The sequence below is a fragment of the Rhodoferax sp. GW821-FHT09E07 genome (assembly GCF_059416145.1).
In genome coordinates this window covers 496611-509540 of sequence record NZ_JBWKOP010000003.1, presented here as the reverse complement: position 1 = coordinate 509540, position 12930 = coordinate 496611, and the positions used below count along the sequence as shown (strand labels likewise).

10 protein-coding genes are annotated in these 12930 nt (G+C 56.2%); 7 read left to right on the top strand and 3 right to left on the bottom strand.

All coding sequences use genetic code 11. The features are described from left to right. Positions 1 to 40: 40 nt before the first annotated feature. The 7 genes from AC07OE_RS08200 to AC07OE_RS08170 all read left to right on the top strand — a co-directional run bounded on the left by AC07OE_RS08200 (position 41) and on the right by AC07OE_RS08170 (position 9784). Positions 41 to 2002, top strand: a complete 1962-nt coding sequence (locus AC07OE_RS08200; RefSeq protein WP_495070065.1) for a GGDEF domain-containing protein — start codon at positions 41 to 43, stop codon at positions 2000 to 2002. Positions 2003 to 2055: 53 nt separating this feature from the next. Then, positions 2056 to 4146, top strand: coding sequence for an EAL domain-containing protein (locus tag AC07OE_RS08195; RefSeq protein WP_495070064.1), 2091 nt, complete (start codon positions 2056 to 2058; stop codon positions 4144 to 4146). 263 nt (positions 4147 to 4409) lie between these two features. After that, positions 4410 to 5387 (top strand): helix-turn-helix domain-containing protein, encoded by a 978-nt coding sequence (locus AC07OE_RS08190; RefSeq protein ID WP_495070063.1) that lies wholly within the window; start codon positions 4410 to 4412, stop codon positions 5385 to 5387. A gap of 22 nt (positions 5388 to 5409) precedes the next feature. Then, a complete protein-coding gene (locus tag AC07OE_RS08185) occupies positions 5410 to 6006 on the top strand; it encodes a hypothetical protein (protein WP_495070062.1) in 597 nt (198 codons plus the stop codon). 68 nt (positions 6007 to 6074) lie between these two features. Continuing rightward, on the top strand, positions 6075 to 7622 hold the full coding sequence (locus tag AC07OE_RS08180; protein WP_495070061.1) for a methyl-accepting chemotaxis protein: 1548 nt from the start codon (positions 6075 to 6077) through the stop codon (positions 7620 to 7622). A 38-nt stretch (positions 7623 to 7660) separates the two neighbouring features. Then, positions 7661 to 9328, top strand: a complete 1668-nt coding sequence (locus AC07OE_RS08175; protein ID WP_495070060.1) for a methyl-accepting chemotaxis protein — start codon at positions 7661 to 7663, stop codon at positions 9326 to 9328. A gap of 66 nt (positions 9329 to 9394) precedes the next feature. Continuing rightward, positions 9395 to 9784, top strand: coding sequence for a VOC family protein (locus tag AC07OE_RS08170; RefSeq protein ID WP_495070059.1), 390 nt, complete (start codon positions 9395 to 9397; stop codon positions 9782 to 9784). Between the two features lie 93 nt (positions 9785 to 9877). On the opposite strand, the gene AC07OE_RS08165 is transcribed toward AC07OE_RS08170, so the two are convergent. The 3 genes from AC07OE_RS08165 to AC07OE_RS08155 form a co-directional block, all read right to left on the bottom strand. Continuing rightward, positions 9878 to 10993: an acyl-CoA dehydrogenase family protein gene (locus AC07OE_RS08165; protein ID WP_495070058.1), complete on the bottom strand. Its 1116-nt coding sequence runs from the start codon at positions 10991 to 10993 to the stop codon at positions 9878 to 9880. Positions 10994 to 11011: 18 nt separating this feature from the next. Continuing rightward, positions 11012 to 12193 (bottom strand): acyl-CoA dehydrogenase family protein, encoded by a 1182-nt coding sequence (locus AC07OE_RS08160; protein WP_495070057.1) that lies wholly within the window; start codon positions 12191 to 12193, stop codon positions 11012 to 11014. A gap of 66 nt (positions 12194 to 12259) precedes the next feature. Continuing rightward, positions 12260 to 12925 (bottom strand): YceH family protein, encoded by a 666-nt coding sequence (locus AC07OE_RS08155; protein WP_495070056.1) that lies wholly within the window; start codon positions 12923 to 12925, stop codon positions 12260 to 12262. Between the last annotated feature and the right edge of the window lie 5 nt (positions 12926 to 12930).

The window sequence follows — 12930 nt, the reverse complement described above, 5'->3', positions numbered from 1 at the left end:
CAAAACGTAAGCTCAAAGTGCCCGGACCAGGGCTGAAAAGATGACAACAGCAGTGCTTGCACTGCCTGCCAGTGTTGGATTGGCAGATAAACGCGAGCTTTTTATGGCCAGACTCTTTGATAGCACCTCGTTGGCTGGGCGTGCACTGCGACAGGCCGCAGTGCGCATCGGCGTCGTCGCCTTGTTGGGTGGCGTGATCTCCTATTTCCTGAACCAGTCGGCCATTGAGGAGTCGGTGATCAGGCAACTCCTGCTTTCTACCGAGCAGGCGCTGCAGCGTGAGTCTTTGCCGTTCGAAGAAATCAAGAACCTGCAACGCAACTTTTTGCGGGATTTTCAGGATATCTACACGCGCCCCGGTCAAACCCAAGCACTGGTGCGCGACTTTGATCGCTTTTTCTATCGCCACACGGATGGGTCCTATACCCAACGCCCAGGCTTGTTTGAAGGTAACGCGCTGGCAGATGGTCGGCGGTTTGCAGGGATGTCTGCAACTTATGCCCCTGATATCCCACCCAATGACGACACCAAGGCGAGGTTCGCACTGTCCTACCTCTTATCGCACAAGTACGGCTCGGGAGCCCGTGGCCGATTGTTCAATTTCTATGGGGTCGTTCCGGAAAAGGGATTCCCTATCTACCAATCCAGTGACATTGCGAAGGTATTTACCTACGTCGGTGCCGACGCGCTGAAACTTGAGACCTACGAGTTTTATGCGAGGGGATTTGCTGCACCGGATGAAGACATCATCTTTACCCGCATGTACTGGGACGCGTCCAACAATGCCTGGATGACAACGGTAGCCACCCCGGATGCCGTCGATGGGCTTGGCAAGCACCGCATGTTGGCGTGTGTGGATGTACTGTTGGATCAGCTGATGGAGCGTACCGCACGCCCCTCTATTCAAGGCGCTTACAGCACTATTTTCCTGGCAGATGCCCAAGGCACTCTGATCTATCACCCGAGATTTCTGGACGATATCAAACGTAGTGAGGGAACAGCCTCCATCCAATCTCTGCGCATTGCGAGTGACTACACCTTGCTTCAGGCCGCGAGTGCGTTGGTGCCGGGTGCGGCCACCGTGCTTCATACGCGAGAAGAAATCGTCGCGGTGGGCATGATTCCCGGAACCCCCTGGGTGTTGAGCGTGCACTATCCCCGAGTACTAATGAATCCGGACATTTATCGCAATCTAACGATCGTGGTTGCTTTGGGGCTACTGACCTTATTGGTGGAAGTCTTCTTGCTGCGTTCGATTTTGCAGAAACAGGTGGCTATTCCGCTCTATCGGTTGATTCGCGCAACACAGCAGTTCGGGGTCTCCAAAGAACGCTTGAACAAGGACGCTCTTCCTCTGAGGTCTGCCGATGAAATCGGTGCGTTGGCGCGTGAATTTGCAACCATGGTGGAGCGTGTGCAGGACAGCCAATCCCAGCTGGAATCCAGGGTTCTTGAGCGTACGGCCGAACTTGAGGCAGCCAACCGGCAGTTGGCGGAACTCAGTGTGACTGATGGGCTGACCGGTATTGCCAATCGCCGGCATTTTGACAACGTGCTGGAGCTGGAATGGAGTCGCGCACAGAGGGCAGGTACTTCGCTGACACTGGCCATGATCGATGTGGATTGGTTCAAAAAATACAACGACCAATATGGTCATCTGGCGGGTGACGATTGCTTGCGCAACGTCGCCCAGGCATTGAAAACGCAGGCCTGCCGTGCGGGTGATCTGGTTGCCCGCTATGGCGGCGAAGAGTTCGTGTTTCTGTCTACCTCCACGGCGCATGCCGGGGCCATCCCGTTTGTGGATCGTTTGTGTGCCGCCATACAGCGGTTGGGGCTGGAGCACGTGCTTTCACCATATGGCCACGTTTCCGTAAGCGTGGGTGGGGCCGTGATGGCTCCCAAGGATGGGGGGAGCCTGGAGCAACTGTTAAAGATGGCGGACGAAGCCATGTACCGAGCCAAGGTCCAGGGTCGCAATCAAGCAATGGTGGCGGAATAGATGCGTACGTTCAGTCAATCCAACAAGCGTGGAGTTTCAGAAAACCTATGGGCATGAAGTCACTGGGCGGGCAGGCCGTGAACCGAGGGAATTTGTGGCTAGCGACGATCCGCGATGCCTTTATCGTGCTCATGCCATTGACGTTTTTGGGGTTGGTGGCGCTGGTTTTACAGCACTTCCCGTGGAGCACCTATCGAGATGCAATGACGTTTCTGTGGGGCGATAGCTGGCCACAGCATCTGGAACGGGTCACGAAGGCCTCACACGGCATTTTCGGGATGGTTTTGGCGGCTGTCGTTGCCACATTGCTCGCGCGTAGGATCATGCGTCCCTCATTCGAGTCCCCAGAAGTGCCCGCGATGGTTGTTTCCATCTCTGCGGTCACCAATTTCATGTTGATGGTGTCCGCACGCCCTTTCTTTGTGGATGGTCTGGGGCACGGGGGCATGCTACACGGAATCGTGGTGGGGATTGTGACTGCTGAGTTGCTGCAGCTCGCCATTCAGTGGCATTGGCCTCGGCTGAGCGATACCCCCTATGACGCAGACTCCATCTATCACCACGCCATGCGCTTGACACCGTCTGTCCTTGTGGCTGGATTCGCTTTCTTCTTGGTTGTTGAGATTCTTGCCCGACTGCCCGTCGTTTCTCCCTATGTACTGTCGCCGGTAGTCATTTGGGCGCAACTGCAGCAGGCCGATGCCACTTGGGTGTTGACCAGCCTGGCCACCGTGCTGAATCAAATTGCATGGCTCTTCGGTATCCATGGCGCGCAAATTCTGGACACCTACGGTGCGGCGCTTTTTGCGCCTATTGGGTCGCCTTACACCAATGCATTGGCCTGGAGGCCTTTGCTTAATCACTTTGCTCTCATGGGAGGGGCGGGTGCCACGCTGAGTTTGGTGATTGCCATCTTGTTATATGTCAGACAAGGTCCACAAAGCAGGGTTGCGAAGTGGTCTGTATTGCCGGCACTCTTCAATATCAATGAGGCCATACTCTATGGCCTTCCGATCGTGCTGAACGGTGCTTATTTGGTGCCTTTCCTTTGTGTGCCACTGTTGTTCGTCTTGACGACGTTGGCGGCAAGTGAGTTGGGACTTGTCAGCTTCCTCGCAGTGGATATACCTTGGACGACTCCGCCTATTTGGTCCGGTTGGTTGCTCACGGGCTCTTGGCGAGGGGCTGTATTGCAGAGTATGCAAATTGCTGTGGGGGTCGCCATTTATCTCCCCTTTGTCCGAGCGGCTGAAGTGAACCGCAAGGAACGAGAGGTCCGTGCGGTATCGCGCGCCCTGAAACAGGTTGCCGATGAAAGCCAGACACTTGGTAGGTTCGTTATTCGCCATGACCAGACCGGCTTCATCGCCAGAGGCTTGCTGGCTGATCTTCGCGGTGCACTTAAGTCTAACGATGGCGGACTGTGGCTTGCCTATCAACCCAAACATGATGCACAGGGACGCATGATGGGAGTAGAAGCCTTGGTGCGATGGAATCACGGTGCTTTTGGCCCTATTTCACCGGTGGTGATGGTGGCACTCACGGAAAACGGCGGGACCATCCACGACTTGGGAACCTGGGTGCTGGAGCAGGCCTGTGCATGCAAGGCGCGGTGGAACGCACAAGGCTATCGCGATATGACCATGGCGGTGAACCTTTCTCCTCTCCAACTGGAAAACTATGCTTTGACCAGCAAGCTAGAGCAACTTCTACAGCACTATGGTTTGGAGCCGGAAGAACTTGAATTGGAGATCACCGAATCTGCGGTGATTCCCGACAGTCAAGCGGTGGAACAGACCCTGCATAAATTTTCGGATATGGGTGTTCGTCTTGCCATGGATGATTTTGGTATGGGGTATTCATCGCTTTTGTATCTGCGGCGTTTCCACGTGCACTCCATCAAGATCGACGGATCCTTGACGCGTGATGTTTTGAATAATTGCATCAACGCCGACATTATTCGCACCATTGTGGGGTTGGGGCGATCCCAAAATGTGGAAGTGGTTGCGGAGTATGTGGAAACCTTGGAGCAACGACAGATGTTGGCAGATCTGGGGTGCGACATCTTTCAGGGATATTTCTACAGTCCTGCGCTGCCTGAGCAGCAATGCATTGAGTATTTCGCCAAGAGCCGAAGCTTGTAACCCACTCTGTTCACACAGGCACTTAATTTCTTCTGGGCGGATTTTTTTATCTGAGTGCTTTTGATTGGGATAGCGCTACCGTCTCGACGGTCATTCGACATTGCACGCATTGACAAGTCGAATTTCTCCTACATCCTTGACGCAGTACGTTGGCAAAACATAAGCTCACTTAGTTCGACTGCTCCACTAAAAGTCGATCCGTTGGAAACGCTGCGCGGAGAACACTTTTTTGCGGGCAGACGTCGAGTAGAAGTTAACCAATAATGAACAAGCTGTCCGTTCCCTCTGCTTTCAAAGACGATGTTGATCAATCCAATGTCGCGGTCGAACTCGGCTTGGCCCACAGGGGGTGGTACATCTATCGTCCGCATGGCGAACAAGCGATCTTTGCATTGAACCGGGCTACCGTTGCGGGGATGCAGGTGACAGAGACCCGGCTGGGACGTTGCATTGGGCGGTTCGATCCTCGAAACCAGGATGACTCCTATATATCCATGGGGCTCTCGGTGTCTGGGGTCAGTGCCTTGGAAGGCCCCTATGGCCGCATCACACTGCAGGCAGGGGATGTCTCCCTGTGGCATAGCAGTGTTCCAATGAATTTTCATGTTCAAGAGCCATACCATTTGCTGAACCTGGTGTTTGCCGACAAATATTTGAAGTCGGAGATATTGGACATTGCCTCGGTCACTGGCATGCACTTCAGACCGCAGGATCCTTTCGGATCGATTCTCTGTGGCTTTATGCAAGGGATCTTGAACGAGTGGTATTCCCTATCGGAGGCCGACCTCTCCTTGGCACTCTTGGCAGCAAGAAGCGTGATGGTCAAGGCGGTACAGAAGAAGAAAGGTGAGCAACTCGTCAACCCAGATTCCAAGCGTTTGACAGCTGCCATGCGGTTTATCGAACACCATTTGTATGACCCTGAACTAACACCGAAGAAGATCGCAACAGCCTTGCACATGTCGTTGCGCAGTCTGTATCTCTTGTTTGCTCGGGTGGACTTGACGATACAGGGGTTCGTTCGCGACCGTCGCCTGGAGGACTGTCGGCTTGCCATCGCCAGCAAACGTTCGGATTTGAATATGAAGCAGCTGGCATTGAGCCGCGGATTCAATGATCTATCGGGCTTCAGTCGTGCCTTCAAACGCAAATACGGAATGTCGCCTATGGAGTTTTACCGGTGGGTTTTGACCCCTTTGCAAGAAGTAAACGTTCCTATTGACGGAGAGTTTTGTGGCTGAATTTATGCGTTCTGAGACAGCGATGTCCTTTTCATTGCTGATCGTTGCCCTCCTGTTTGGGGCCATTTTTTTTGCAATTTTCCATATACGTAGGCGATACCTGGAGTTGGAAGTTCAGATTAAAAAATACGTTGCTTCAAACAGGATTTTTTTGGGGTTGGAGGCATCTCTCTCGCAATTGCACGTTTTGGAAAAAGTTCATTTACTCAATGTTCAGCAGAAGCTGGCCCAAGAGGTCGAAGAGTTGTTGGGTGCACTCTGGATGGACATTGAAGCAGCGTTGAAGCAGTTTGCTTCACTGAACTATGTTGGGAAACAGAGCTTTTCATTGCTGTCCGTGCGCGGGGGGTTCGATCTTTACAAGCAAATGCAGCAGGACTTCCTTGGACATTCCAAGTTGGGTGAAAAAGCATTTGCCCAGCAGGTCCTCAATTCACGCGGGAGAGATCTGCGTGGCAGCCTAGAGAGCGTTCTTAAATCTGGACGTGAAAACAATTTCAAGTATTTATTCACTGAATACAAAGCCAATGGCGTACTGGATTTCGCTTGGACGGTGTATCCCGTCGTATTGATATTTCTCTCTTTCGCAACGTTTATTGGCATCTATGTATTTCGCTGATTCCAATTTTCCACTTCGGTCTCCGCAGCGTGGATCGCTTTCATGGGTAGTAACTGGCTGCTGTGACCATGCATAAATTTCGTATTGGAACTCGCTTGGGCATTGGCTTTGGTCTGGTGCTCACTTTGCTGTTGCTATCCATTGGTATAGGGATTTGGCGTCTCCAAGAGTTGAGCACTGTGACACGCCGTCTGGCAACTGTTGACAAGGAAAAGTACGATCTGGCGGCGCAATGGCACGACGGTATCGATCTGAATTGGACGCGTACCAGGGCTGCCCTGTTAGATCCCGATACCAACCAAGTGGCTGTGTGGCAGAAAGAAATGGATGCTACGTCGCAACAGATTGACGTTGCGAAGAAGAAGCTGGAGACGCTCACCGATACGGTGGATGCGCAAGGGTTTTTGGCTGCAATAGCCAAGGCGCGGGATGCCTACCGAAGTCCGCGAAGTGAACTGATAAAGCAACATCTGGCGGGCGAGGATGTGAAGGGGGCAGTAACAGAGAAACTTGAGCCACTGGCAAAGGCGTATGTCGCGGAAATTCAGCGCCTCAAGGTCCATCAAAACGATGTCTACGAAAACGCATTGCGTGATGCGCAGGAGGATGCTCGCCGAGGTCAAATAGTCGTTGTGTGCATCGGCGTTGCAACTTTGCTATTGGGTGTCGGCATTGCTTGGCGGCTAACTCGGTCTATCGTGAATCCTATTTGTGAGGCGACGTCAGCGGCTGAATGTATTGCCAATGGTGTTTTGGATGGAGATATCCCGGCACCACATGGACGAGATGAGTCGGCACAACTTCTGCGTGCACTGGAAAAAATGCAGACGGGACTCGCAAGTCTCGTGCAAAAAGTGCGTGAGGGTGCAGAAAGCGTATCGATTGCATCCAGTGAGATTTCACAGGGAAATTTTGATCTCTCGGGTCGAACGGAAAACCAAGCAAGTGCATTGCAACAGACTGCCTCTTCGATGAGCGACCTCAGTACTACGGTTCGCCTCAATGCGGAGAATGCCCAGTCCGCCAACGCACTTGCCTACGCTGCATCTCAGGTGGCCGGAGACGGTGGAGCGGCAATGGCTGACGTGGTCAAGACGATGAAGGAGATCAACCAAAGCTCTGGAGAAATATCTGAGATCGTTGGTGTGATTGAAGGCATCGCGTTTCAAACCAATATCTTGGCGCTGAATGCCGCCGTCGAGGCAGCTCGCGCGGGAGAGCACGGCCGCGGTTTCGCTGTTGTCGCGTCAGAAGTGCGTAGCTTGGCGGGAAGGAGTGCCCAAGCAGCGCGAGAAATCAAGTCATTGATAGGTACCAGTGTCGAAAACGTGGATCGTGGGTCTTCGCTGGTAGACCGTGCAGGTGCAACGATGCTGGAGGTGATTGAATCTATCCGAAAGGTGACGGAAATCGTTGCAGAGATTAGTCGCGCCAGTGAGGCGCAGCGTGTGGGCGTTTTACACATTGAACGGGCCATCGTTCAAATGGACCAGTCCACTCAACAGAATGCCGCATTGGTGGAGGAGATGGCCGCAGCTGCCTCTAGTTTGAACGGCCAAGCACAGCAGCTGTTGGGGGCGGCGGGGGTGTTCGTCCTTCGATTGGCTCCCCATTAGGAATTTGTACACGCCAGTTGAAGTGGGATAGAGAAACTATGAAATTTATTAAGAACTTGAAAATTGGTTCACGTCTCGGCATTTGCTTCGGCGTCGTGTTGATTCTGCTGGCTTGTGTAGCTGGCCTGGGGCTGAGTCGCATGGCCCAAATCAACGAGGCTACGGAAAAAATCACGCATGTCAATATTCCAGAGATCAAGCTGGCTGTGAGCATGCGTATTAGCGTCAACCGAGTTGGTGCGGCAGCGCGTGACATTGTGTTGTTGACAGATGACGCAGAGTCGATGGCAGCGGCCGAAGATTTGAAGAGGTTCCGCACTGACTACGATGCAAACGAGGAAATTTTGGGGAAGATGCTGGAAACCCAATCCGACACGATGTCGAAAAAGAAAGACCTCTTTTTTAGAATTAAGGAATTAAAAAACCAAGCACGCCCGTCTTTGAGCAAAGTGGTGGAGTTGGGGCTGGCGAACAAAAACGAGGAGGCAGTCGCGGTTCTCATGAAAGAGGCCCTGCCTGCACAACGTGCTTGGTTGTCTGCATTGGGGGAGCTGGCCGATTTCGAGGCCAAGGCCAGTGATGATGCCGCTACGGCCGCAGAGCAGACTTATGAGGATGCAAAAACTCTCGTTCTTGCTCTCAGTGCCTTGGCTATGCTATTGGGCATTGGGGCGGCCATTTTGATTGCTCGCTCCATAGTAATTCCCATCAAGAGTGCTGTGCAGTTGACGCAGACAATCGCTGCAGGAGATTTATCCTCCCGCATCGAGATCCATGTTCGTGATGAAACTGGCGAGCTAATGGTTGCTATGAAGGATATGCAGGAGAACCTGACGAAAGTCGTTTCGGCGGTACGCGAAGGCGCTGAAAGTGTTTCTACGGCCTCCGCAGAAATCGCGCAAGGCAACCACGATCTCAGTGCCCGCACCGAAAACCAAGCGAGCGCTTTGGAGGAAACCGCTACCTCTATGGAGGAGCTCAGCGCCACCGTGAAGCAAAACGCTGACAATGCCCGCCAAGCCAACCAGTTGGCCCAAAGTGCCAGTACCGTGGCGATAAAAGGAGGCGACGTAGTTGCGCAGGTCGTCGACACCATGAAAGGCATCAATGACTCCTCCCGAAGAATCTCCGACATCATCAGTGTGATCGACGGGATCGCTTTTCAGACCAATATTTTGGCGTTGAACGCGGCGGTGGAAGCCGCACGTGCGGGTGAGCAAGGCCGGGGTTTTGCGGTAGTAGCTTCCGAGGTGCGCAGTCTGGCTGGACGTAGTGCTGAAGCAGCCAAGGAAATCAAGACCCTTATCAATGCGAGCGTGGAACGGGTTGAACAAGGCACGCTGCTGGTGGATCAAGCGGGCGCCACGATGACCGAGGTGGTGGGGTCGATTCGCCGGGTCACCGACCTCATGGGTGAAATCAGCGCTGCGAGTTCAGAGCAAAGCGCTGGGGTGGGCCAAGTGGGAGAGGCGGTGACGCAGATGGACCAAGCCACCCAACAAAACGCGGCGCTAGTGGAGCAAATGGCGGCAGCGGCTTCGAGTCTTAAAAGCCAGGCCCAGGACTTGGTGGGCAACGTTGCGGTGTTCAAGCTGTCCGGCGAAGGGGGCGGATATGCTCCAAATCGACAATCCGGCGTGGTACACAGTCGCAGCATCTCATTTCAGGCAAAACAGGCCAGGTTGGCTGCACCGGAGCTGGCGTAAACATAGTGGGTCCGTCGTTACCATTCAGTTGCAGTTGCGCATTCCCGCGATTGAAAGGTTCTGCTTATGTACTCACACTTGTTTGTCGGTGTCTCCAACTTTGAGCGCGCTTTAGCCTTCTACACCCCCGTGCTTCAGGCGCTAGGTCTGTTGCCCCGCTTTTGTGAACGCAGCCGACCGTGGGCAGGTTGGCAAAAACCGGGTGAGGCCCGTCCGCTCTTTCTGATTGGCCAACCCTTTGAAGGCGAGCACCAGCCCGGAAATGGGCAGATGACGGCCTTTCTGGCGGAGAGCCGTGCGCAGGTGGACGCGGTGTACCAGGCCGCACTGGCGCATGGCGGTACCAGTGATGGGGCGCCGGGCTTGCGGCCCGAATACCACGCCCACTACTACGGCGCCTACTTTCGAGATACGGAGGGCAACAAGCTGTGTGTGGCGTGCCATGACGCGCCATAGCGCGTCGGATATTCCCAATCAATAAAAAAACCCGCTAGTGCATTGCCAGCGGGCTTTTTTGGGGGAATCTGCAGAAGGTGCTCAGCCAGCTGCTTAGGCAAACGCCCCCGCCGTTTCCTGCATGCGGCTCGACACTTCGCCCAAGTGGTGCAGGCTGTCGCCGAAGGTCATTTCCATCTGCGTCAGGCGCTTGAAGTAGTGGCTGACGATGTACTCGTCGGTCACGCCGATGCCGCCGTGCAGTTGCACGGCCTGCTGGCCGATGAAGCGCATGCTTTGGCCCAACTGGTACTTGGCGCGGGCCAGCGCCGCGCGGCGCTCGGGCGCTGGTGCGTTGAGCTTCAGGCTGGCGTAATAGCTCATGGAGCGGGCCAGTTCCAGTTGCATCTTCATGTCGGCCGCGCGGTGGCGCAGGGCCTGGAAGCTGCCAATGGTCACGCCAAACTGCTTGCGTGTGTTCAGGTACTCGGCGGTGATCGTCATGGTCTTGTCCATCACGCCCACGGCCTCGGCGCAGATGGCGGCGATGCCAATGTCCACGGCGTGTTCCAGCGCGGTCAGGCCGTCGGTGGTCAGCAGTGTGGCAGGGGCGTTTTTCAGCACCAGCTCGGCAGCGCGGCCGCCGTCCTGTGTGCCGTAGCCGCGCGTGCTCACGCCGGCCGATTCACGCTCCACGAGGAACAGTGCCAGCTGGCTGTTGACCTTGGCGGGGACGATGAAGGCATCCGCCTGGTCGCCCACAGGCACTACGCTTTTTGTAGCATTCAGCACATAGCCACCGGGGGCTTGTGTGGCTTTGGCTTCGCAAACGTCGAGCCGGTAGCGCGCGCCGCGCTCCTGGTAGGCCAGCACCACCAGCTTCTCGCCGCTGGCCACACCGGGCAGCCAGGCAGCCTTGGTGGCAGCGTCGCCATACCCGGCAATCACGGCACCGGCGATCAGTGACTGGGCCAGGGGCTCCATCACGATGCCGCGACCCAGCTCTTCCATCACCACCATGCCCTCGATGGGGCCCATGCCCAAGCCGCCATCGTCTTCGGGTACGTACAGGCCGGTCAGGCCCAGTTCGGCCAGCTCGTTGAAGGCGGCACGGTCAAATCCGCCGGCCTTTTCAATCGTGCGGCGGCGCTCAAACGTGTAGCCCTTGTCCACCCATTTGCGCACGGCGTCACCCAGTTGTACCTGGTCGTCAGAAAAATCGAAGTCCATGTCTGTGTCCTCTTGTAATTAACCCAGCACGACCTGGGAGACGATGCCGCGTTGCACTTCATTGCTGCCGCCGTAGATGGTGGTCTTGCGCAGGTTGAAGTAGGTGGAGGAGAGGGGGGCGTTGCCCACCTCGCCACCGGGGAAGTCGCCTTGCCAGCCGGCCTCCATGGCCTCGCGGATCAGGGGCAGGGCGAAGGGGCCGGCGGCCAGCATCATGAGTTCGGAGTAGCGCTGCTGGATCTCGCTGCCGCGGATCTTCAGCAGGCCGGCCACGTCCAGCGACTGCTTGCCAGATTTCTCCGCCGCCAGCACGCGCATGACCATCATTTCCAGTGCGATCACGTCCACTTCCAGCTTGGCGATCTCGTCGCGGAAGCGGGTGTCTTCCCACACGCCTTCGCGCTTGGCAATGCGCTTCAAGCGCTCCAGCTCGCGCTTGCTGCGGTTCACATCGGCAATGTTGGTGCGCTCGTGGCTCAACAGATGCTTGGCATAGGTCCAGCCCTTATTCTCTTCACCAATCAGGTTCTCGGCGGGCACTTCCACGTTGTCGAAGAACACCTCGTTCACCTCGTGGCCACCGTCCAGCATGATGATGGGGCGCACGGTGACGCCGGGGCTCTTCATGTCGATGAGTAGGAAGCTGATGCCGGTTTGCGGTTTGCCTTCGGTACTGGTGCGCACCAGGCAGAAGATCCAGTCGCCGTACTGGCCCAGTGTGGTCCAGGTTTTCTGGCCGTTGACGATGTACTTGTTGCCCTGGCGCTCGGCGCGGGTTTTGACCGATGCGAGGTCGGAGCCGGAACCGGGCTCGCTGTAACCTTGGCTCCACCACACCTCGCCGCTGGCGATGCCAGGCAGAAAGCGCTGGTGCTGTTCGGCATTGCCAAACGCCATGATCACTGGCGCCACCATGACGGGGCCGAAGGGCACGATGCGCGGCGCACCGGCCAGCGCGCATTCCTCTTCAAACAGGTGCTTTTGCACCGCGTTCCAGCCGGGGCCGCCAAACTGCTTGGGCCAACCAAAGCCCAGCCAGCCTTTCTTGCCCAGGATCTTGGCCCAGCGCTGCAGATCGTCGCGGGTCAGCTCCAGGGCGTTGTGCACCTTGTGGGAAATGTCGGCGGGCAGGTTCGCGCGGACCCAGGCGCGAATCTCTTCGCGGAACTGCTGCTCTTCGGGGGTGAATGCCAAATCCATGGGAAAAGTCTCCGGTTGATCGGCCTTCGGGCCGTTTACAGCATAGTTTTTAGCACGGTCGTTCGTTTATGGTTGTCCGGGTTGTGACATGCCGAGCTCGGCGCACAGTTTTTGCACCGTGGTGCGCAGCTCGGCCAGCTCGGTTTCCAGCTGGGCCACGCGGGCCTGCAGGTCGGCGCTGGCGGGGGCAGCCATGCGGCTGGCCACGGCGGCGCTGGCGTCCACCGGCCCGCACAGCAGGTGGGCCCAACGTTGCTCGCGCGCACCGGGTGCGCGGTCCAGCTTGATGACCAGCGGCCCGCCTTTTTCCTCACGCCGGTCCTGCATTTCTTCCAGAAAGCCCTCCACTGACGAGGTGTCGGCAAAGCGGTACCAGCGCTCGGCGTTCAGCCGCAGCTCGGCCGAGGTCTGCGGGCCGCGCAGAATCAACAGGCCCAGCAGCACCGCGCTCTGCTCGGGTACGCCAATGCCTCGCTGTGCGTTGTGGGTGAACTTGGTGGTACGTCCGCCCGTAGTTTCGTGCACCAGACCGGCTTCGCGCAGTGTTTCTACCGCGCCGCTCACTTCGGATTCGCTCAGCTCCATCAGGGGCTCGCGGCTGGTCTTCTGGTTGCAGCCTAGCAGCAGGCTGTTCAAGGTCAGCGGGTAGCTGTCGGGCACGGTGCGCGCCTTCTCCATCAGGGTGGCAAGCACGCGGGCTTCAACAGGGGTCAGGAGCACAGGGGTGGTCATAATTC